General features: G+C 48.2%; 18 protein-coding genes and 1 other RNA gene. 10 read left to right on the forward strand and 9 right to left on the reverse strand.

The features are described from left to right. Positions 1–31 precede the first annotated feature (31 nt). Positions 32–1,072, reverse strand: coding sequence for a PLP-dependent cysteine synthase family protein (locus tag M988_RS05305; protein ID WP_008814259.1), 1,041 nt, complete (start codon positions 1,070–1,072; stop codon positions 32–34). A gap of 125 nt (positions 1,073–1,197) precedes the next feature. Between M988_RS05305 and M988_RS05310 the strand changes: the two genes are divergently transcribed. The 5 genes from M988_RS05310 (at position 1,198) to amtB (ending at position 7,452) form a co-directional block, all read left to right on the forward strand. Then, positions 1,198–1,659 carry an Lrp/AsnC family transcriptional regulator gene (locus tag M988_RS05310; protein WP_004091728.1) on the forward strand — a complete coding sequence of 154 codons (462 nt, stop codon included), beginning with the start codon at positions 1,198–1,200 and terminating at the stop codon, positions 1,657–1,659. Positions 1,660–1,901: 242 nt separating this feature from the next. Then, positions 1,902–3,674: a SmdA family multidrug ABC transporter permease/ATP-binding protein gene (locus M988_RS05315; RefSeq protein ID WP_064573172.1), complete on the forward strand. Its 1,773-nt coding sequence runs from the start codon at positions 1,902–1,904 to the stop codon at positions 3,672–3,674. Continuing rightward, positions 3,667–5,445, forward strand: coding sequence for a SmdB family multidrug efflux ABC transporter permease/ATP-binding protein (locus M988_RS05320; RefSeq protein WP_064573174.1), 1,779 nt, complete (start codon positions 3,667–3,669; stop codon positions 5,443–5,445). The genes M988_RS05315 and M988_RS05320 overlap by 8 nt, the downstream gene beginning before the upstream one ends. A 345-nt stretch (positions 5,446–5,790) precedes the next feature. After that, a complete protein-coding gene (gene glnK, locus M988_RS05325) occupies positions 5,791–6,129 on the forward strand; it encodes a P-II family nitrogen regulator (RefSeq protein WP_004091732.1) in 339 nt (112 codons plus the stop codon). Positions 6,130–6,162: 33 nt separating this feature from the next. Further along, a complete protein-coding gene (gene amtB / locus M988_RS05330; RefSeq protein WP_039188520.1) occupies positions 6,163–7,452 on the forward strand; it encodes an ammonium transporter AmtB in 1,290 nt (429 codons plus the stop codon). A 63-nt stretch (positions 7,453–7,515) separates the two neighbouring features. On the opposite strand, the gene tesB is transcribed toward amtB, so the two are convergent. Beyond that, a complete protein-coding gene (gene tesB, locus M988_RS05335) occupies positions 7,516–8,376 on the reverse strand; it encodes an acyl-CoA thioesterase II (protein ID WP_008814255.1) in 861 nt (286 codons plus the stop codon). 312 nt (positions 8,377–8,688) lie between these two features. Between tesB and M988_RS05340 the strand changes: the two genes are divergently transcribed. Then, positions 8,689–9,207: a YbaY family lipoprotein gene (locus M988_RS05340; protein WP_008814254.1), complete on the forward strand. Its 519-nt coding sequence runs from the start codon at positions 8,689–8,691 to the stop codon at positions 9,205–9,207. Positions 9,208–9,265: 58 nt separating this feature from the next. Here the strand turns inward: M988_RS05340 and M988_RS05345 are convergent, their stop codons facing one another. Continuing rightward, the gene (locus tag M988_RS05345; RefSeq protein WP_008814253.1) at positions 9,266–9,598 is read right to left on the reverse strand and encodes an MGMT family protein; all 333 of its coding nucleotides are present in this window, start codon (positions 9,596–9,598) and stop codon (positions 9,266–9,268) included. A gap of 190 nt (positions 9,599–9,788) precedes the next feature. On the opposite strand from M988_RS05345, the gene ffs reads away from it, so the two are divergent. Then, positions 9,789–9,885: signal recognition particle sRNA small type (gene ffs / locus M988_RS05350), an RNA gene on the forward strand. Between the two features lie 669 nt (positions 9,886–10,554). Here the strand turns inward: ffs and M988_RS05355 are convergent. The 6 genes from M988_RS05355 to M988_RS05375 all read right to left on the reverse strand — a co-directional run bounded on the left by M988_RS05355 (position 10,555) and on the right by M988_RS05375 (position 16,624). After that, positions 10,555–10,758 carry an HHA domain-containing protein gene (locus M988_RS05355; RefSeq protein ID WP_004091739.1) on the reverse strand — a complete coding sequence of 68 codons (204 nt, stop codon included), beginning with the start codon at positions 10,756–10,758 and terminating at the stop codon, positions 10,555–10,557. A 13-nt stretch (positions 10,759–10,771) separates the two neighbouring features. Further along, positions 10,772–11,146: an Hha toxicity modulator TomB gene (gene tomB, locus M988_RS05360; RefSeq protein ID WP_008814252.1), complete on the reverse strand. Its 375-nt coding sequence runs from the start codon at positions 11,144–11,146 to the stop codon at positions 10,772–10,774. 516 nt (positions 11,147–11,662) lie between these two features. After that, positions 11,663–11,803: a type B 50S ribosomal protein L36 gene (ykgO, locus tag M988_RS22285; protein ID WP_020303633.1), complete on the reverse strand. Its 141-nt coding sequence runs from the start codon at positions 11,801–11,803 to the stop codon at positions 11,663–11,665. Continuing rightward, complete coding sequence (locus M988_RS05365) at positions 11,803–12,075, reverse strand: type B 50S ribosomal protein L31 (protein WP_004091742.1); 273 nt, start codon at positions 12,073–12,075, stop codon at positions 11,803–11,805. Before M988_RS05365 ends, ykgO begins: the two co-directional genes overlap by 1 nt. Positions 12,076–12,235: 160 nt before the next feature. Then, positions 12,236–15,388 (reverse strand): multidrug efflux RND transporter permease subunit AcrB, encoded by a 3,153-nt coding sequence (locus tag M988_RS05370; RefSeq protein ID WP_008814251.1) that lies wholly within the window; start codon positions 15,386–15,388, stop codon positions 12,236–12,238. A gap of 45 nt (positions 15,389–15,433) precedes the next feature. After that, complete coding sequence (locus M988_RS05375; RefSeq protein WP_008814250.1) at positions 15,434–16,624, reverse strand: efflux RND transporter periplasmic adaptor subunit; 1,191 nt, start codon at positions 16,622–16,624, stop codon at positions 15,434–15,436. Positions 16,625–16,763: 139 nt separating this feature from the next. Between M988_RS05375 and acrR the strand changes: the two genes are divergently transcribed. From acrR to mscK, 3 genes are all read left to right on the forward strand, one after another. Continuing rightward, on the forward strand, positions 16,764–17,468 hold the full coding sequence (gene acrR / locus M988_RS05380; protein WP_008814249.1) for a multidrug efflux transporter transcriptional repressor AcrR: 705 nt from the start codon (positions 16,764–16,766) through the stop codon (positions 17,466–17,468). Beyond that, the gene (locus tag M988_RS05385; RefSeq protein WP_008814248.1) at positions 17,468–17,821 is read left to right on the forward strand and encodes a DsrE/DsrF/TusD sulfur relay family protein; all 354 of its coding nucleotides are present in this window, start codon (positions 17,468–17,470) and stop codon (positions 17,819–17,821) included. The genes acrR and M988_RS05385 overlap by 1 nt, the downstream gene beginning before the upstream one ends. A gap of 177 nt (positions 17,822–17,998) precedes the next feature. After that, positions 17,999–21,364 (forward strand): mechanosensitive channel MscK, encoded by a 3,366-nt coding sequence (gene mscK / locus M988_RS05390; protein WP_039188532.1) that lies wholly within the window; start codon positions 17,999–18,001, stop codon positions 21,362–21,364. Positions 21,365–21,399: the final 35 nt, after the last annotated feature.

The following is a 21,399-nucleotide window of genomic DNA, read 5'->3' on the forward strand; positions in this document are numbered from 1 at the left end:
TGTCCGGTTTTTTTGCGTATAAACGTTGACCTTACAACGACTCTAGCTGCTGACTATATTGGCTCAAGTCGCCGATGTTGGCGTTCACCCATCCCGCATCGTAATAAGTCTCTAAATAGCGTTCTCCGCTGTCGCACAGCAGGGTGACGATTGAGCCTTTTTCACCACGCTCTCGCATCTGACGTGCTAAATCGAGCGCGCCCCACATATTGGTGCCCGTTGAGGCGCCGACTTTACGACCGAGTACTTTTTGCAACCAGTGAATTGTTGCAATGCTGGCAGCATCGGGAACGCGCATCATGCTGTCGATAGCTTCTGGTATAAATGATGGCTCGGCGCGTGGGCGGCCGATGCCTTCAATTTTGCTGCCGCAGGTGCCGGTAATCGTACGGTCTTTTTGCAAATAACTATCCATAAACACGGAGTTTTCCGGATCGACAACCATCAGATGGGTTGGATGCCCTTGGTAGCGGATATAGCGGCCCAAGGTTGCTGATGTGCCACCTGTGCCTGCACTCATCACAATATAGGTGGGAACAGGGTAAGGTTCGCGCTCCATCTGGCGGAAAATACTATCGGCAATATTATTATTACCCCGCCAGTCCGTTGCTCGTTCGGCATTGGTGAACTGATCCATGTAATGTCCGTTGAGCTCTTTGGCCAACTGTTCTGAAACGGCATAGATCTGGCTGGCGTGATCGACAAAATGACAGCGTCCACCGTAAAACTCGATCTGTTCGACTTTCTTACGTGCAGTGCACGAGGGCATAACGGCGATGAAAGGCAGATTCAACAGACGAGCAAAATAGGCTTCTGAGACCGCCGTACTGCCTGAGGACGCTTCGATGACCGTCGTGCCTTCTTTGATCCAGCCATTGCACAAGCCATATAAAAATAACGAACGAGCCAGACGATGTTTCAAGCTGCCGGTTGGATGAGTACTTTCGTCTTTGAGATACAGATAGATGCCTGGAAATGTCGGCAGATTCAAACGAATAAGATGTGTATCCGCGGAACGTTGGAAATCAGCTTCTATCTCGCTAATAGCGTGCTTTACCCAAGTGTTGTTCATGATATTGGCCTGTGTGAGTCGGTCAGAACTTATGCGTTAAGACTATCTGCTTTTGCAGAAAAATAAGTTGCTATATAGACTTCATATTGGCCTAATAAGAGAAAATATTTCTCCAGAAGCGATATATGTTAGATAAAACAGATCGAAAACTACTGGCGTTACTGCAACGCGATTGCACCCAGTCGTTGCAGGTACTGGCTGATGCGGTCAACCTCACTTCGACACCTTGCTGGAAGCGCCTCAAACGCTTAGAAGACGATGGTTACATCGTCGGGCGAGTCGCGTTGCTGGATAAAGATAAGCTTGGCTTGGGATTAACCGCCTTTGTGATGATTAAAACTCAGCATCATAGCAGCGAGTGGTATCACCATTTTGTGCAGCAGGTTGAGCACATGCCTGAAATTCTGGCCTTTTATCGTATGGCGGGTGAATACGATTACCTGATGCAGGTGCAAGTCGCTGATATGAAAAGCTATGATGCGTTTTATAAGCGATTAGTTAATGCGGTGAAAGGCTTGAGTGACGTGACCTCTAGCTTTGCGATGGAACAGATCAAAAGCACCACGATTTTGCCTGTCGGCGAATAAAAACGGACAAATTGCCCATCAGGCGGTTACCTACGTTTCCTATCGGTGTTATCCTAGTGCTGTTTAAATATACAGCATGTATGCCCTAAATAATTTGAGTTGCAGGAAGGCGGCAAGTTGTTGAGTCCCTAGCGGCATAGATAGTTCTATGACTAAGGTGAACAAACGCAGCCAACGCACATGCAACTTGGAGTGTTACGGGGATAAATCAGAGCCCGCAGCGGGTTATGGAATAAAACTACGTGAGATTATTTGCCCAATTAGGCTGGTATTTTCGCCGTGAATGGCGGCGATATCTGGGAGCCGTACTTTTATTAGTCGTGATTGCTATTCTCCAACTGGTGCCGCCGCGCATCGTGGGGATTGTGATTGACGGCGTATCGAAACAGCATATGTCTGGAACCACCATTATGTTCTGGATCGCTATCTTATTGGCGATTGCGGTGGTGGTGTATTTATTGCGCTACGTTTGGCGCGTGCTTTTATTCGGTGCTTCTTATCTGCTCGCCGTTGAGCTGCGTGAAAAATACTATCGTCAGTTGAGCAATCAGGCGCCGTCATTTTATCAGCGCCATCGTACCGGTGATTTGATTGCTCGAGCGACTAATGACGTTGACCGTGTCGTCTTTGCAGCTGGGGAAGGGGTATTGACGCTGGTGGACTCTCTGGTGATGGGGTTGGCGGTATTATTCGTCATGAGCACTCAGATTAGCTGGGAACTCACTCTCTTATCGCTTATTCCGATGCCAATCATGGCCATCGTGATTAAACATCAGGGCGAGCAGCTTCACTCACGTTTTAAGTCTGCTCAGGCCGCTTTCTCGATGCTGAACGATCAGGCGCAGGAAAGTTTAACCAGTATTCGCATGATCAAATCTTTCGGGCTTGAAAACCACCAATCTAAGCGCTTTGCCAAGGTTGCTGCGGAAGCGGGATCGCGCAATATGCATGTGGCGAAAGTCGATGCGCGCTTTAACCCGATTATCTTCATCGCGATTGGCTGCGCTAACCTGTTGGCCATTGGCGGCGGCGGAGTGATGGTCATACATGGGCATCTAACCTTAGGCCAATTGACCAGCTTTGTGATGTATCTCGGGCTGATGATTTGGCCAATGTTGGCGCTAGCTTGGATGTTTAACATCGTTGAGCGTGGAAGCGCTGCCTACAGCCGTATTCGCAGCATGCTATCGGAGCAGTCAACCGTGACTGATGGTGACAAAACGCTGCCAGAAGGCCGAGGTGAGCTGATCGTTAACGTTGAAAGCTTTGCTTACAGCGAAGACACTCATCCCGTGCTGCATAACGTGAACTTTAACCTCGCGCCTGGGCAGATGTTAGGCCTATGCGGGCCAACGGGCTCGGGGAAAAGTGCGCTGCTCTCGCTGATCCAGCGCCAGTTCGACCCCGATCGGGGAGAAATCAGTTTCCATGGTATTTCTTTACGTGAACTGCGTCTGGATGAATGGCGTACCCGATTGGCGGTCGTCAGCCAGACGCCATTCCTGTTCTCTGATTCTGTGGCGATGAATATCGCTTTGGGTAAGCCGGATGCCACGCAGGAAGACATTGAGCGCGTCGCTAAGCTGGCTAGCGTGCATGAGGACATTCTGCGTTTACCAGAAGGATACCAAACCGAAGTCGGGGAGCGCGGGGTGATGCTCTCGGGGGGACAAAAACAGCGCATCTCTATTGCGCGTGCTCTGTTGCTTAATGCCGAGATCTTGATTCTGGATGATGCACTTTCAGCGGTTGATGGTCGGACGGAATATCAGATCCTACATAATTTGCGCGAGTGGGGGCAGAACCGAACCGTCATTATTAGCGCTCACCGCCTATCTGCACTCACTGAAGCGAGTGAAATTCTGGTCTTACAGCAAGGCGTGGTTGCTCAACGTGGTCAGCATACTGAACTCAGTCAGCAAAGCGGTTGGTATCGCGATATGCATCGCTTCCAACAAATAGAAGCTCAGCTTGATGAGCCAGACACTCAGACTCAGGAGCCAGATAATGCGTAATATCAAACAGCTCTGGCCGACGCTGAAACGTCTACTGGCTTACGGTGGTCCCTACAAAAAACCGTTGGCAATAGCCGTGGTCATGCTTTGGGTTGCGGCAGCGGCAGAGGTCTGTGGGCCAATCATTATCAGTTATTTCATCGATAATGTGGTGGCCAAAGGCGATCTCAGACTGGGTTTAGTCGTTGGATTAGCGGTGTTATACCTGCTGCTTGAATTTACTGCAGCCGGTTTACAGTATGCGCAGGCATTGTTGTTCAATCGTGCCGCGGTGGGTGTAGTACAGCAACTGCGAACCGATGTGATGGATGCCGCGCTGCGTCAGCCTCTTTCTGCGTTTGACAACCAGCCAGTAGGTCAGCTTATCTCCCGAGTAACCAATGACACCGAGGTTATCAAAGATCTCTATGTCACCGTAGTCGCGACCGTGTTAAAAAGCGCTGCGCTGATTGGCGCCATGCTGGTGGCAATGTTTACGCTAGATTGGCGAATGGCGCTGATTTCTATCTGCATCTTCCCAGCGGTATTTGTGGTGATGGCGGTGTATCAGCATTACAGCACGCCGGTCGTGCGTCGTGTGCGTAGCTATCTTGCGGATATCAATGACGGCTTCAACGAAGTCATTAACGGCATGGGCGTGATCCAGCAATTTCGTCAGCAGGCTCGATTTGGTGAAAAAATGGGGGCGGTTAGCCGTTCTCACTATCAAGCGCGTATGCAAACGCTTCGTTTGGAAGGCTTTTTACTGCGTCCATTGCTCAGCCTGTTTTCGGCCATGATCCTCTGCGGTCTGCTGATGATGTTTGGTTTTAGTGCTGAAGGTTCGATTGGCGTTGGGGTTCTTTACGCTTTTATCAATTATCTAAGCCGCCTGAATGAGCCTCTTATTGAGCTCACGAGCCAGCAATCTATGATGCAACAGGCCGTTGTGGCGGGTGAGCGTATTTTTGAACTGATGGACGATGCACAGCAGAATTATGGTGGTGATATTCAGCCGCTGCAAAGCGGGCGTGTGGATATTAATAACGTAACATTTGCCTATCGCGAAGGCCGTCCTGTACTGCAAGATATCAATTTGCATATTGCTTCCCGCGGGTTCGTTGCGTTGGTAGGGCATACAGGCAGTGGTAAATCGACGCTCGCGAATTTGCTGATGGGATACTATCCGGTTAGTGGCGGAGAGATCTGTATCGACGGACGCCCAATCCCAACGCTGAGCCATCAGGTGTTACGCGAAGGCGTGGCTATGGTGCAGCAGGATCCGGTTGTTATGGCTGAATCGGTGATGAACAACGTGACTCTAGGACGAGATATCAGCGAAGCTCAGGTTTGGAAAGCGCTTGAGGATGTTCAGCTAGCACCTCTGGTCAGGACTTGGCCGAACGGTATCCAAACTCAGCTCGGTGAGCAAGGGAATAACCTATCGGTAGGGCAAAAGCAGCTGTTGGCGATGGCGCGGGTGCTGGTGCAAGCGCCGCAGATTTTGATTTTGGATGAAGCTACGGCCAACATTGATTCCGGCACTGAACAGGCAATTCAGAAGGCGTTGAATGTTATTCGCCAGCAAACAACGCTGATTGTGATTGCTCACCGGCTTTCTACCATTGTTGATGCAGATTCTATTTTGGTGTTGCATCGTGGCCATGCCGTGGAACAAGGCTCGCATCATGAACTGTTAGCAACGCAGGGGCGTTATTATCAGATGCATCAGTTGCAGTTGGTGGGCGAAGCTTTAGCCGCGGGGCTGAGTCAGGAACCACCGACCATCTAATCCCTCTTTTTGAAATGCAGCATAGAGCCGATGATTATTCATAACATCGGCTTTTCTTTTTGATTCCCCTGATTATTACAATCTATCTTTGGGTCTTTGTGGTGCAGATAGTCACCGCGTGATGTAAAAATAGTTTGTGTAAAAAAAACGCACCGTCATTTTCCTAACTGCACACTATTGGTGCAGTTTTGCGAAACTCCTCACGTTTTATCTGCTGCCTGCTCTCTTTCTTTGCACCAAAACTAGTGTTTTCTCCCGCAAAACTGATTTCTATAAAGTTGGCATAGGCTTTGCTCATATTAATTCGCTAACGAAATTATTCAGGATCATTTGAGGAGAGGCTGTATGAAGCTGGTAACTGTGGTGATAAAGCCGTTCAAACTGGAAGACGTACGCGAAGCACTTTCCTCTGTCGGGATCCAAGGGCTGACGGTTACCGAAGTTAAGGGATTCGGGCGCCAGAAAGGGCATGCCGAGCTATACCGTGGGGCAGAGTACAACGTCAACTTTCTACCCAAGGTCAAAATTGATGTGGCTATTGCTGACGATCAACTTGATGAAGTTATCGATGTGATCAGCAAATCTGCCTATACCGGAAAAATTGGCGACGGAAAAATTTTTGTTGCTGAACTACAGCGCGTCATTCGTATTCGTACCGGCGAAACTGATGAAGCGGCACTGTAATTAATAACTCACACAGATAGGGATGGATTAATAATGAAAATACGCTTATCCACTTTGGGTCTGGGGAGTGCCTCATTACTACCCGGTGTCGCAATGGCTGCGGCTCCAGCCGTGGCAGATAAGGCCGATAACGCCTTTATGATGATTTGTACCGCATTGGTACTGTTTATGACCATCCCCGGCATTGGCCTGTTTTATGGCGGGCTACTGCGTTCTAAAAACGTGTTGTCGCTGATGACGCAGGTCATGGTCACTTTCGCCGCAATTTGCGTGCTGTGGGTTGTTTATGGTTATTCATTGGCATTTGGTTCTGGTAACGCCATTTTTGGCAACTTTGATGAAGTGATGCTGAAAGGCATTGGCCTAACGGATTTAACCGGCTCGTTTTACAAGATGATCCACGTTGCGTTCCAAGGCTCTTTTGCGTGTATTACCGTGGGTTTGATCGTGGGCTCCTTTGCAGAACGTATTCGTTTCTCTGCGGTGCTGATCTTTGCCGTGTTGTGGTTCACCTTCTCCTACATTCCGATGGCGCATATGGTTTGGGGCGGCGGCTATCTGGCAACTGATGGCGCGCTGGACTTCGCAGGCGGCACCGTAGTGCACATTAACGCGGCAATTGCAGGGCTGGTTGGCGCTTATCTTCTGGGTAAACGCGCCGGATTTGGTAAAGAAGCTTTTAAACCACATAACCTGCCGATGGTCTTCATGGGCACCGCGGTGCTGTACATTGGCTGGTTTGGGTTCAACGCAGGCTCAGCAAGCGCTGCCAATGAAATTGCTGCTCTGGCTTTCGTGAATACGGTTGTGGCCACTGCCGGAGCAATTTTGTCTTGGGTTTTGGTCGAATGGATGACGCGTGGTAAGCCTTCTCTGTTAGGCGCGTGTTCTGGCTGTATCGCTGGGCTGGTGGCAGTAACGCCTGCGGCAGGTACAGTCGGTGTGGGGGGCGCGTTATTACTGGGGCTGATTGCTGGTGTCGCTGGTTTGTGGGGCGTAGTCATGCTGAAACGCTGGTTGAAGGTCGATGATACCTGCGACGTGTTTGGCGTGCATGGGGTATGCGGTATCGTCGGATGCTTAGCCACGGGGATTCTGACAGCAACCTCGCTCGGTGGAACGGGCTACGCGGAGGGCGTGACGATGGGGCACCAGTTCGGAGTACAGGCGCTCAGCGTGGCAATTTGTATCGTCTGGTCCGGTGCGGCGGCGCTGATTGCTTTCAAGATTGCAGATGTTTGCGTTGGGCTACGTGTGCCAGAAGATCAAGAGCGTGAAGGTTTGGATGTAAATAGCCACGGTGAGAATGCTTACAACCAATAATACGTTTGTTTTATTGGAAGAAGGGCGCAGAAAATGAACTGCGCCCTTTTACGTTCTTACTTATTATGAACGCTGACGAATAACCCCTTCCTGCACTGTAGACGCAATCAACTCACCGGCACGGTTATAGAATTGCCCACGGACAAAGCCACGAGCTCCGGATGCTGAAGTACTTTCAACGGCGTACAACAACCAGTCATCTAGACGGAATGGACGATGGAACCACATTGAGTGGTCAATCGTGGCAACCTGCATACCGGGTTCTAAAAAACCTTTACCGTGCGGCTGTAACGCCGTGGGCAAGAAATTGAAATCAGATGCGTACCCAAGCAAATACTGATGAATACGAGGATCGTCCGGCATTTCCCCATTAGCCTTGAACCAGACGTTGCGGATAGGTTCTTCAACCGTACCCATTAAGGGATTATGGAAAGTGACAGGGCGCATCTCCAGCGGCTTTTCGCAGGTGAATTTTTCGCGTACGGATTCGGGAATTAAATGCGCCATGCTGTTGGCTATTTCTGATTCGGATTTTAACGACTCAGGAGCTGGAACCTCTGGCATCACGTTCTGATGCTCAAAGCCTTCTTCGGCGGTTTGGAAAGAGGCTGTCATATAGAAAATAGGTTTGCCGTGTTGTACGGCTTTGACGCGGCGGGCGCTGAAGCTATTGCCGTCGCGAAGGTTTTCTACATCGTAAATAATGGGTTGGCTACTATCACCAGGACGTAGGAAATAGCTGTGGAAAGAGTGAATATTTCGTTCCAAAGGTACGGTTTGCTTTGCAGCATATAATGCTTGTCCGACGACCTGACCACCAAAAACCTGACGTAAGCCAAGATCTTCACTCTGCCCGCGATAGATCCCTTCTTCTATTTTTTCCAGATCTAACAGATCGAGTAAATTTTTTAATGCCTGACTCATGAATGAGATCCTAATTAATCCGTGTTGAAAACAGAGTGCGTAAGCAATGTGGGAGGGTAGCGCACATCGCTTGCGTAATTATGGCAGAAATTACCACAAAACCGTTTAACGTTTTCAGTCTTGTTTAGAGGGTTCAATTATCTGAAATTGTTAATGTAAAGTAGATAAAACTGGAAAAGTCAGCCGTTTATGCCATGCTTATAAAGTATCGTAGCGTAACAAACTACTTTAGGTGACCTATGTCGGCTGTGGTGAATCGCATTTTTATATTCCACATCCGGCAACAAAAATAAAAGGAAGGAGACCGAACTGATGAAACTCTGGAAAATTGTAGGTGGTGTTTTGATGACGGCAACAGTAGCGGGTTGTTCTTCGAATGCTGCTGACGTACCGACACCTGCTCCGGGTAATCAAATCACTGCAGATGCATCGCAGATTAGCGGTCCAGCAGTACGTGGTAGCGTTAATCTTCGTCAACGTATCGCACTGCCGCCAAATGCTGAAGTGACTGTCACCTTAGCAGACGTTTCTTTGGCCGATGCGCCAGCGCGCGTTCTGTCACAGAAAGTATTCCGCACCGATGGCAAACAGCCTCCATACAACTTTGTGCTGCCGTATAACCCACAGGATATCCAGCCAAATCAGCGTATCAATCTGAGTGCGGCAATTAAAATTGATGGCCGCTTGGTGTTTATCACCGATACTTTGAATGAAGTCGTGAACAATAATGCGGGTACTCAGAAAGATCTGGTGCTGGTTCCTATTTCTGCTGATGGTGCAGCAACGGTTCTGAGTGAAAAACCTAAGTCTGTAGGCGCATCACCTCTTTAATACTGATTTATTTGGCTTTGGCTGACGTTAAAAACCTGCCCAGTGAGGCAGGTTTTTTTTATGGCTTGGAGGGATCCCAGCCATAAAGAGCTAAATCGATAACTCCATTGGCATTAAAAGTAACCCCCTCATCCTGCAAGGCGGTGCGCTGGCGGATGTAGTCAGACCCGACAAGTGAGATATTTCCTGTGCGGTTGACAACGCGGTACCACGGGAGTGTGGAGCCTTTAGGGAGTTTCCGCAGAATACCGCCAACCTGCCGTGCGGCGCGCGATGACCCCGCAAGGCGGGCAATTTGCCCATAGGTGGCCACTTTTCCATAAGGAACGGCGTGGATAGTCATCAACACACGTTGGCGAAAATTATCTTCAGGGGGAGTATCGTTTGGCATAGGGGATAGATTTTCGATTCAGTCATCCATTATCTAAGGTCAGTTTGCCATAAGGAATGGTGGGATAAAACGGTTGTTTAATAAAACGACGTTCGGTCGCCAGAGCCTTGCTTTTCGCGCGGTCATCACTGATAATGCCCCCGCACTGAAGTTGTTTGGTTTTAACTCAGGTGCTCATCAATGGAGGCTCTGTTGGTTCTCCCGCAACGCTAACTTGTGAACTCGGTCAGATCCGGAAGGAAGCAGCCGCAGCAGGCGACGTGTGTGCCGGGATGTAGCTGGCAGGGCCTCCACCCATTTAGGGCGACCTAAAAGCCAATCAATACTCCAGTTTGTTTCTCTAAGCTTCTACATCGGTAGTACTTGCGTCCCGAAATCTCCACTCCAGATACCTCAAACTAGATAGTCTAGCTTTCCTGCGTGCCCATGCAGTGGTGACATTATCGTCTTACAGAAATCGCTAATGCTGTAACGCGCCTAGGTGACACCGTTGATAACGTATCAGATCAATATTAAATGAAAGTATTATCACACTCAGAAATTGAGATAGTTCAGAGGGTGGGGGCTCTCTTACTGAGATAGGGTTAAGTATAAGGGCGGCTGTTTTAGTGGTAAGTGCATCCTATCACCAAAAGCAAAAAACGACATGAGGCAGGTAGCCGCTGAAACCAAGCTTAATGATATTAAGGATAAAGCAGTCGATCTCGACAGGCTACGCCGAAGTACAAGCCGAAGTACAAATTTATCAGGTGAATAGTAATAAATAGCAAAGAGGCCAGTGTATATAAATGATATTGGCCTTTTTCTACGTTCATTTGTTGTGCCAGAAACAATAGCACTTATTCTTAGATACACATGTACAAATGGAGAATCATCGATGGATAATCCAATTGATGACAATAATGACTAAATAATAAATAAGGATAATTTCTTAAATGATGACTCTTTCGTCTTAATTATCGTACATACTTCCACACTTCCGCTGGGATCTTGTCATATAGCTTGTTCATCGTTAGCTCTGCCAGACGGTGATCTGCCGCAGAGTAGAAGGTCTCTAGCTCATCGTCGGAAAGTTCATACTTATTTTTTTCAATCACGCGTTCGAGAGTGTCTAAGGTAGTGCACTTGCGCAAACGCATCAGGTAATCAATTTTAGTCATAAGGAGTCCTCGTCTAAAGGTTAAAATTTAATGCAGATGTGGTTTTTTCACCCGCTAAATAACGCAAAATACGGCCTTTTGCTTTAAGCCATTTTTTAAGTTCTGGTTCGTTGATGCTGTAATTACTAAACAGACTGTATGTTTCGTCAAGATACTCATCTAATATTTCAGTTAATTCTGAAGCATTTGGATACTTAATCTTGAATGTTAAACCAAAATTTGCAATATGTTCGTTTAATTCATTTAGTTGTAGATTGTCCACTGCTGTTGGGTCGTTGACCCAGCCATGATGGCTATCGCTCAGAACATCCATTCCTTGATTGTACAACATATTACATAGATATTTCAGCTCCGTAATATCGTGCTGATAAGACGTATATTCATCCATATCATGCCCCCATCACGCTTAACGTGGTCTCAACGAATTAGTCGATGCTGCTAGATAATACAACAATAAATCTGATAAGCAGTTTACAACCATAGAGCAATACTGAAGGCCGCAGTATCATAGCAAAAGCACATCGGGGTTGGCGATATTTTGTGTTAAGAAGTATTTAATTAATACGTTTTGAGCGTTTTTTAAACACATCAACAAAGACACTAAACTTAATTATCGTCATGGAACCGAATAAGTGAATCAATAAGAAACAGAACTGTGATTAGATTAATCACATTAGCGATCTCTTATGATTATTGCACAAATAATTGTCTATCCAAGAAGATTTTACCTTTTATTACGATATCCGTTTGTGTCGTGACGTGCTAAGTCAGTCACTATCTATATAGTTTCGTGGTTTCAACGAGTTATTGATGCTATCACCCGTTGGTTGTGGCAAGGCTTTGGGAGGATTCTGAGTTCGTCAGCCCCATGACCGGGGCTGAGATAAGGCGATGTGCGTCGGCGTTAGCGTTTTTTCTTCCCTCCTTGTACTGCTTTGAAGCGTGGGTTTGATTTGCAAATAACAAATATGCGACCGTGACGCTTAACTATTTTGCAATCAGGGTGCCGTTGTTTGGCTGAACGTAATGAACTCAGAACTTGCATTAGTTTTCCTCTGCTGATTTTTTCTTCGTCATGAAATGACCAAAGCGTTGCTGGAATTTTGCGGCGCTCCCTTCTTTTGAGAACTCTTTCTGCTTGCCGGTGTAATAGGCGTGTGACGCAGAGGAGACATCGAGCGTGACGTAGGGATACTTCACTCCATCCATTTCAATTTCTCGCTCGGAGTGAATGGTTGAGCCAATCTTGTAGTAAGCATCAGCCGTCGTGTCATGAAAGACTACGGTGCGATAGTGCGGATGAATGTTGGGTTTCATTATTCAAGCCTTAATTGATGTTATAACATAACAATAATTATGCGGCAGATATTTTATCGATGCAAGCGGATTGTTGCTCTATGGATGAGTTCGCGGTTAGTCGGGGAGTGATAGGGGCGTAAAAAAGGCCGCATTTGCGGCCTTTTAGAGAGGAGAAAGATTATTTCACCTGATGGTCAACGGCATGGCTGTGTTCGATATCTTCGCCACTTCGATTAAAGCGGCGACGAACCACAACGAAGAACATCGGTACGAAGAAGATGGCCAAGATGGTTGCAGAAATCATCCCGCCCATAACACCAGTACCTACTGCGTTCTGCGCGCCAGAACCCGCGCCAGAGCTGATAACCAATGGGAGAACCCCGAGCATAAATGCTAGAGATGTCATCAGGATCGGACGTAAACGCATACGAACGGATTCTAACGTCGCCTCGATCAGCCCTTTGCCTTCCTTATCCATCAAGTCTTTGGCGAACTCGACGATAAGTATGGCGTTCTTCGCTGATAGACCAATGGTGGTTAACAGACCCACCTGGAAGTAAACGTCGTTATTCATACCGCGCATGGTTGCCGCCAATAATGCCCCAATAACGCCCAGTGGAACCACCAGCATAACGGAGAATGGAATTGACCAGCTCTCATACAGTGCCGCCAGACATAGGAACACGACAATCAACGAGATGGCATACAGTGACGGAGCCTGGTTTCCAGACAAACGTTCCTGATAAGACATCCCAGTCCAGTCATAACCGATACCGGTAGGCAGCTTAGTCACCAACTCTTCCATCAGGTTCATTGCTTCACCGGTACTCTTACCCGGTGCAGCTTCCCCTAGAATTTCCATGGATGGCAGGCCGTTGTAACGTTCCAAACGAGGCGAACCATATTCCCATTTTGAGGATGAGAAGGCTGAGAACGGTACCATCTGTCCTGCATCACCACGGACATAGTAGTTGTTGATATCGTTCGGCAACATACGGTATGGCGCATCAGCCTGTACGTAAACCTTCTTCACACGACCGCGGTCGATGAAGTCGTTCACATAAGTGCCCCCTAACGCAGTAGACAGCGTTTGGTTGATGTCTGAAATAGCGACACCTAAGGCCTGTGCTTTTTCCTGGTCGACGATAATTTTAAACTGCGGCGTATCTTCCAAACCGTTAGGACGTACACGAACCACGGTATCTGGATGCTCTGCTGCCATTCCTAACAGCTGATTACGCGCTTCGGTCAGTTTTTCATGGCCTAGGCCAGCCTGATCGATAAGTTCAAAGTCAAAGCCCGTTGCCGTACCCAGTTCGATAATTGCTGGTAGGTTGAATGGGAACACCAGACCATCTTTAATCTTACTGAATGCGCCAGTTGCGCGGGCGATAATCGCTGGAACCTTGTTGTCGGCACCAGAACGCTCATCCCACGGTTTCAAGCTCACGAACGCCAAGCCGTTGTTCTGACCCTGACCGCTGAAGCCGAAGCCGCTAACGGTAAACACGGACTGAACGTTGGCTTTCTCTTTGTCTAAGAAGTAGTCGGTGACTTCAGCAAGAACTTTGTTGGTACGTTCCTGCGTGGCACCGGCTGGCAACTGAACCATGGTCAGGGCAATCCCCTGATCTTCATCTGGTAAGAAGGAGGTTGGCATACGAACAAACAGTAAGCCCATACCTACCACGATAACCAGATAGATCAGCAGATAGCGACCTGTACCACGCAGAATACCGGCAACGGAATTCGTGTAGTGCTCAGTGCTCTTTTCAAACATGTTGTTAAACCAACCGAAGAAGCCGGTGGTTTTACCATGTCCGCCTTTTTCAACGGGCTTAAGCATAGTGGCACACAGTGCCGGAGTCAGGATCATCGCGACCAGTACTGACAACACCATTGCGGAAACAATCGTGATAGAGAACTGACGATAGATTGCACCTGTTGAGCCACCAAAGAACGCCATCGGGATAAATACTGCCGACAGTACCATCGCGATACCCACCAGCGCGCCCTGGATCTGTTCCATCGACTTACGGGTAGCTTCTTTTGGTGGTAGGCCCTCTTCGGCCATCACACGCTCAACGTTTTCCACCACAACGATGGCGTCATCCACCAATAGCCCTATCGCAAGCACCATACCGAACATCGTCAGGGTGTTTATCGAGTAACCAAAGGCTGACAGAATCGCAAAGGTACCCAACAGAACCACAGGTACTGCAATCGTTGGAATCAAGGTTGCGCGAATGTTCTGCAAGAACAAATACATAACCAAGAATACCAATACGATCGCTTCTAACAGCGTTTTTACCACTTCGTTAATAGAAATTTTAACGAATGGCGTTGTGTCGTATGGATACACCACTTTCAGGCTGGCAGGGAAGAACGGTTCCAGCTTCGCCAGTTCTTTCTTAACCCCTTCGGCCGCATCCAGCGCGTTTGCACCGGTTGCCAGTTTAATCCCCAGACCTGCAGCGGGTTTGCCGTTAAAGCGAGCGATAACGTTATAGTTCTCGCCGCCTAGTTCAATCTTCGCGACGTCACGCAACAGGACACGAGAGCCATCAGCTTGAACCTTCATCAGGATCTTGCCGAATTCTTCCGGAGTCTGTAAGCGAGTTTGTGCAATGATTGATGCGTTCAACTGCTGACCAGGAACCGGAGGAGCGCCACCCAATTGGCCAGCCGCAATCTGGTTGTTCTGGATTTTTATCTGGTTGATCACGTCCAGAGGAGTCATCTGATAGTTGTTCAGCTTGTTTGGATCTAACCAGATACGCATAGCGTACTGGGCACCAAACAGGGTGACATCACCAATGCCTTCGGAGCGGCTGATCGGATCCTTAATGTTGGAAGCCACGTAGTCGGCGATATCGTCCTGAGACATACTACCGTCTTCAGAAATAAAGCCTGCAACCATCAGGAAGCTACTACTGGATTTCTCAACGCTGATCCCTTGTTGCTGAACTTCCTGCGGCAGCAACGGCGTTGCTAGCTGCAATTTGTTCTGCACCTGAACCTGTGCGATATCCGGGTCAGTACCAGACTGGAACGTCAGCGTGATCGACACGCTACCAGATGAGTCACTGGTAGAGGACATGTACATCAGATTATCGATACCGTTCATGTTCTGTTCGATAATCTGGGTAACCGTATCCTGTACCGTCTGCGCATCAGCACCAGGGTAGACTGCGGAGATCGACACCGCCGGCGGGGCAATCGTTGGATACTGCGCCACCGGTAGTTTCATAATCGCTAGCGCACCGGCCAGCATGATAATGATGGCGATAACCCAGGCGAATATAGGTCGATCTATAAAAAACTTAGCCATGAATTACTGGCTCCTTTTTATCAATGTATCAGCAACGAGCATCACTTAAGACTTCTTAGGTTCGCTGGCTGCCGCATCTTTTGTTGAAGCGTTCCCTGCAGAGGCTTCTTCTACTTTCACTTGCACACCTGGACGGATTTTCTGCAAGCCGGTCACAATGACTTTGTCACCCGATTTCAAGCCTGCGGTTACCAGCCACTTATCGCCGATAGCCTGAGCTGCAGTCACGGTACGGTTTTCAACTTTGTTGTCCGCGCCGACGACCATGACGGTCGCTTCACCACGAGGGTTACGCGTAACCCCTTGCTGAGGAACTAACAGCGCGTTGTTCTTGATCCCTTCATCCAGACGAGCGCGCACAAACATGCCAGGCAACAAATCGCCTTTAGGGTTAGGGAATACGGCACGAATAGTGATTGAGCCAGTGCTTTCATCGACGGTGACGTCTGAGAATTCCAGAGCGCCAACCTGTGGGTACTTCTGGCCGTTCTCCAGAATCAACTCAACCTTCGCTTTCCCACCTTCTTGTTCCAAAGTGCCGTTAGCCAGCTCTTCTTTCAAACGCAGGAAATCGTTACTTGACTGAGTGACGTCAACGTAAATGGGGTCCAACTGCTGCACAGTTGCCAGCGCATTGGCCTGATTAGATGTGACTAATGCCCCTTCGGTAACGCTGGATTTCCCAATACGTCCGTTGATAGGCGAAGTGACTTTGGTATAAGCCAGATTAATACGAGCCGTTTCCACGGCCGCTTTTGCCGCGGTTACAGCGGCATCTGCCTGACGCGCATCGGCAACGGCAGTATCGTATTCTTGTTGACTGATGTACTTAGTACCCACCAACGTTTTATAGCGATTTACCGTTAGGCGAGCGATGTTTGCAGCTGCTTCGGCTTTAGCCAAATCGCCACGCGCACTGTCATAAGCAGCCTGATAGGTCGCTGGATCAATTTGATACAGGGAAGAACCGGCCTGAATGTCACTGCCTTCAACGAAGTTACGCTTAAGGATGATACCGCCAACTTGTGGACGAACTTCTGCGATGCGATATGCAGACGTACGGCCAGGAAGTTCAGTGGTGATGTTCAACGGCTCAGCTTTCAGCGTGACAACACCCACCTCAGGTGCGCTTTGCTGACCTTTTTGCTCGTTCCCGTCGTTACATCCTGTAAGAAGTAAACTACCAGAAAGCATTAGCACGGCCGCCAGAGGCGTTAACCCTCTGTTTTTATTCATATTTAACCTCAAGAGTCCGATTATTAAATGGGTATTGGATCATTTGTGAAAACCCATTGCTGCGCTAATTAAAACTGCATGTTATGGTACATACATTCATGAATGTATGTAAATCAAAGCACATTAAAAAAATAACGCCATGGCACGAAAAACCAAAGAGCAAGCTCAAGAAACCCGGCTGCAAATACTTGAAGCCGCTGTAGTTGAGTTTTCCGCACGCGGGGTTTCAGCAACCTCGCTTACGGATATTGCCAACGCGGCAGGTGTGACACGTGGCGCAATCTATTGGCACTTTAAAAACAAAGTAGACCTTTTTAATGAGGTCTGGGATCTGACCGAATCAAAAGTCAGTGACTTAGAGATAGAGTATCAAACAAAGTACCCAGATAATCCACTTAGGATTTTGCGCGAAATCCTAATTTATATCTTGGTCGCAACCGTTGACGATCCACGGCGTAAGGCGTTGATGGAAATTATATTTCATAAATGCGAATTTGTCGGCGAGATGCGTTCTTTACGCGATATTCGCAGGATACTGTACCTCGAAAACTTTGAGCGTATAGAAAATGTGCTACGTAACTGTATCGAGTGTCAACAGTTGCCTGCTGAACTGAATACCCGACGTACGGCGATAATGATGCGCTCCTATATAACGGGTATAATGGAAAGCTGGCTTTTTATGCCTGAAAGCTTTGATCTTAAAGCAGAAGCGTCTCTAATGGTCGACAGCTTTATCGACATGATCAAGTACAGCGAATATTTGTTAAAGGGCGCTGTTAGCATGCCGTTTGAAGCGCCGGCATGTGCGGTGGCAATGACGCCGCTGAATAAAAGGAAAACATGATGCAAAAAATTGTTTTGATCGCCAACGGGGCTGGATATGGCCAAGAGTCTTTGTTTAATGCGCTGCGTTTAGCTATCGCGATGAAAGAGCAGCAGGGCGATATCGAACTGAAAGTATTTTTAATGTCTGATGCGGTAACATCTGGCTTGGCAGGCCAAAAACCTCACGAAGGGTATAACCTTCAGCAGATGATTGAGATTCTAACGGCCCAGCAAGTGCCATTTAAACTCTGTAAGACTTGCGCCGATGGGCGTGGTATTAGCGCTTTGCCACTGATTGACGGGGTAGAAATTGGTACTCTGGTTGAATTGGCACAGTGGACTCTGGCTGCCGATAAGGTGCTCACTTTCTGATCTTAATTTTTGCTGACGTACTGGACGATATGCGTTTTATTTCCACAGAGATATCGTCCTTAATTTTCGGCTTACCAAGCACCACAAAAATAGATTTTGTTTTCTCCTTTTCCCTATTCATTGTCTGAATATCTTCGTGCTACGCTAATCACTCCTCTTGTTAGATGATTTATTCCCATGATGGCTGGCCGTATCAAATTTCGTCCTGCTCAGTTTGCTTGGCGTCCTCAGTTCTATCTGGTTGCGTTGCTCTTCAGCATACTGGCACTTTTAACCCCTAGTTATGCCTTGGCGCTCAACGGCGATATATTGACGCGCGCTGAAGTTCAGAGCCAGCTCGATGCGCTGAACAAACAAAAAACACTTTCCCCGGGAGAGAAACTTGCGCAGCAGGATTTGAACCGTACGCTCGAATTTCTTGACGGCATAGATCGTCTCAAACAGGAAAACCAACAGCTAAAACAGCAGGTTCAGCAGGCACCGGTTAAATTAAATCAGGCTCTCAATGGTCTAGATTCCATCCGGCAGGCTGATAGCGAAGCAATCACGCGCACCTCACTCTCTACTCTGACGCTACGCCAGTTAGAAAACAAAATGGGGACCACTCTGGATGCATTGCAGAGCGCACAGGAAGATTTAGCCAACTTTAACAGCCAGCTTATTTCTCTGCAGACTCAGCCAGAACGTGCGCAAAGCAGCATGATGGAGACGTCGCAGCAGATCCAGCAGATCCGTAATGCGCTCTCTGATCCGAGTAATATGCGCACTACGCAACAAAACATGCTGAATACGCAGATGACAATGCTGAACATGTCGCTTGATTACCAGCGTCAGAGCCTCTCGGCGAATACCGCATTACAAGATTCTCTACAGAAGCAACGTGACTATGCCAATGCGCGCATTAACCAACTAGAGCGTATGGTTCAGTTGGTGCGCGAAGTGGAAAACGGTAAGCGTCTAACCCTGTCGGAGAAAACGGCGCAAGAAGCGCAAAATCCTGACGATGCCACTCAGGACATCCAGCACGATCCCATTATTGGTCAAGAACTCGATATCAACCGTCAACTGAGTAAACGGCTGATTGAGGCGACCGAAGGCGTGAACGCGTTGGTGCAGGAAAATATTCGTATTAAGAATTGGCTCGATCGTTCTCTACAGGCCGAACGCAATCTGAAAGAGCAGATTACGGTGTTAAAAGGCAGTTTATTGTTGTCCCGCATTTTGTATCAGCAGCAGCAAAATCTGCCTACGGAAAAACTGACCAATAACGTTGCCGAGCAGATTGCCGATCTACGTTTAGAGCAGTTCGATATTAATGAAAAACGTGATGCCCTTTATCAGGGCAATGATTACGTTACACAGCTGATCAGCCAAAGCAAAGAAAAGCCTTCTGATGACGTTGTCAGTGCGCTTGAAGATATTGTTGATGCACGCCGTGAGCTACTGGATCAACTGAATAAACAGTTGGGCAGCCAGCTCACCTTGGCAATAAGTTTGCAAATCAACCAGCAGCAATTGCTGAGTGTGAATGAGTATCTTCAGCATACGCTGACTCAGCAAATTTTTTGGGTAAGCAGTAATAAGCCAATGAACCTCAACTGGTTCATTGACTTACCCAGTGCTCTGAAGGGGCAATCTCATTCGCTGCATTTTGATCTCAAGCCAGGGGCTTTAGCTGAAGGCGCACTTAATTCGATGTTTGTGCTCGTTCCTCTGCTCGTGCTTTTTGGTCTTTTCCGCTGGCGTTATCACAAAATAGATGAACTGCTGGAGAAATTGGGCAACGAAGTCGGGCAGCTTAAACGCGACACGCAATTACATACGCCCAAAGCGATTGGTCTCACCATGCTTAAGGGCTTACCGGGAACGTTATTAATTCTAGCATTCGGCTTTTGGTGCTATCGCTCAGATATCAGTATTAATAACTTTTTATGGTCGCTGTCGCTGCAGTTTGCGATGTTTTGGATGTTTATCACAACAACCTATCGCCTGCTTGAACCGGGAGGCGTATCGGAAAAACACTTTAATCTTTCTCCGCTGTTGTGTGCCCACTATCGCCGCGTGACTCGGCGGGTCGGTGTAGTTCTGATCCCACTCATTTTCTGGTGTGTACTGGGAGAAAAAGCCCCTCTGCGCTTGAGCGAAGATGTTATTGGTCAGGTGGTGGTACTGATCACATTAGGGCTAATCTCAGCCTTTGTGTTTCCTATCTGCCGTGATGCATGGCGAGAGAAGAATTCTCACACCGTGCGTTTAATCATGGTGACACTGCTCGCATTAACGCCGTTAGTGCTGATGGTTCTAACGGCTTTCGGTTATCTGTATACGGCGCTCAGTTTAGGGATCCGCTGGCTGGATAGCCTGTATCTGATGATTTTCTGGACCGTCATCTATTCTTCCGCGATCCGAGGTTTGAGCGTGGCGGCGCGACGCTTAGCCTATCGACGCGCTCTGGCTCGTCGTCAGCAAAACGTGGCGAGAGAAGGGGCTGAAGGCCTTGAACCTGTCGAAGAGCCACCGCTGGCTATCGACCAAATCAACAGTCAGTCTCTGCGTTTGACTACCATGGTTCTGTTCCTGATTTTCGGTACCGTACTGTATTGGATTTGGTCAGATTTGGTGACGGTTATCTCTTATCTCGATAGCATCACTTTATGGCATTACAGCAGTGGTTCTGGGGCGAGCCAGTCATTACAGGCGGTCACATTGGGCAGCGTATTGTTCGCGCTGCTATCGGTGGTTATTGCCTATGTACTGACGCGTAACTTGCCAGGCTTGTTAGAGGTGCTAGTGCTTTCTCGCCTCCAGATGCGACAGGGCTCCTCTTACGCAATTACCACGGTACTGACCTATCTCATCATCGTGATAGGAACGCTTATTTTCTTTAGCTCGCTTGGCGTATCGTGGGACAAACTGCAATTTCTCGCCGCTGGCCTATCCGTCGGGCTAGGCTTCGGTCTACAGGAGATTTTCGGTAACTTTATTTCGGGCCTGATTATTTTATTTGAACGTCCGATCCGTATCGGAGACACCATCACTATTGGGACATTTTCGGGCACGGTAAGCCGAATTCGAATTCGTGCTACGACGATCACCGACTTTGATCGCAAAGAGGTCATCATCCCCAACAAAGCCTTTGTTACCGAGAGGCTGATTAACTGGTCACTGTCCGATACCACCACGCGAGTGCTGATAAAAGTGGGGGTTGCCTATGGCTCTGATCTGGACAAAGTGAAAAAGGTACTATTACAAGCGGCCAAGGAAAATCCACGCGTCATGACCGATCCTGAGCCGCAGGTATTCTTTTTGGCGTTTGGTGCCAGCACGTTAGATCATGAGTTGCGCTTGTATGTGCGCGAGCTGCGTGACCGTAGTTATACCGTCGACGAACTTAACCGCCGTATTGATCAGCTATGCCGTGAGAATGATATCAATATTGCTTTCAATCAGTTGGAAGTGTATTTGCATAATCAGGAAGGTAAAGAGGTGCAGGTGGTCAAAAAAGACTTGGACGGTAGCGCTGGCGGTGAATCACTGGCGTAAGTCGTTGCGAATATAATAGGGAGCTGGCCACTCCC

The organism is Hafnia paralvei ATCC 29927 (assembly GCF_001655005.1).
GTDB lineage: Bacteria > Pseudomonadota > Gammaproteobacteria > Enterobacterales > Enterobacteriaceae > Hafnia > Hafnia paralvei.

Coding starts and splice junctions, on each gene's coding strand:
- M988_RS05340 (WP_008814254.1), top strand. CDS start 8,689: ATGAAACTCTGGAAAATTGTAGGTGGTGTTTTGATGACGGCAACAGTA.
- M988_RS05310 (WP_004091728.1), top strand. CDS start 1,198: ATGTTAGATAAAACAGATCGAAAACTACTGGCGTTACTGCAACGCGAT.
- acrR (WP_008814249.1), top strand. CDS start 16,764: ATGGCACGAAAAACCAAAGAGCAAGCTCAAGAAACCCGGCTGCAAATA.
- glnK (WP_004091732.1), top strand. CDS start 5,791: ATGAAGCTGGTAACTGTGGTGATAAAGCCGTTCAAACTGGAAGACGTA.
- amtB (WP_039188520.1), top strand. CDS start 6,163: ATGAAAATACGCTTATCCACTTTGGGTCTGGGGAGTGCCTCATTACTA.
- tomB (WP_008814252.1), bottom strand. CDS start 11,146: ATGGATGAATATACGTCTTATCAGCACGATATTACGGAGCTGAAATAT.
- tesB (WP_008814255.1), bottom strand. CDS start 8,376: ATGAGTCAGGCATTAAAAAATTTACTCGATCTGTTAGATCTGGAAAAA.
- M988_RS05365 (WP_004091742.1), bottom strand. CDS start 12,075: ATGAAACCCAACATTCATCCGCACTATCGCACCGTAGTCTTTCATGAC.
- M988_RS05375 (WP_008814250.1), bottom strand. CDS start 16,624: ATGAATAAAAACAGAGGGTTAACGCCTCTGGCGGCCGTGCTAATGCTT.
- M988_RS05370 (WP_008814251.1), bottom strand. CDS start 15,388: ATGGCTAAGTTTTTTATAGATCGACCTATATTCGCCTGGGTTATCGCC.
- ykgO (WP_020303633.1), bottom strand. CDS start 11,803: ATGCAAGTTCTGAGTTCATTACGTTCAGCCAAACAACGGCACCCTGAT.
- M988_RS05305 (WP_008814259.1), bottom strand. CDS start 1,072: ATGAACAACACTTGGGTAAAGCACGCTATTAGCGAGATAGAAGCTGAT.
- M988_RS05385 (WP_008814248.1), top strand. CDS start 17,468: ATGCAAAAAATTGTTTTGATCGCCAACGGGGCTGGATATGGCCAAGAG.
- M988_RS05345 (WP_008814253.1), bottom strand. CDS start 9,598: ATGCCAAACGATACTCCCCCTGAAGATAATTTTCGCCAACGTGTGTTG.
- M988_RS05355 (WP_004091739.1), bottom strand. CDS start 10,758: ATGACTAAAATTGATTACCTGATGCGTTTGCGCAAGTGCACTACCTTA.
- mscK (WP_039188532.1), top strand. CDS start 17,999: ATGATGGCTGGCCGTATCAAATTTCGTCCTGCTCAGTTTGCTTGGCGT.
- M988_RS05320 (WP_064573174.1), top strand. CDS start 3,667: ATGCGTAATATCAAACAGCTCTGGCCGACGCTGAAACGTCTACTGGCT.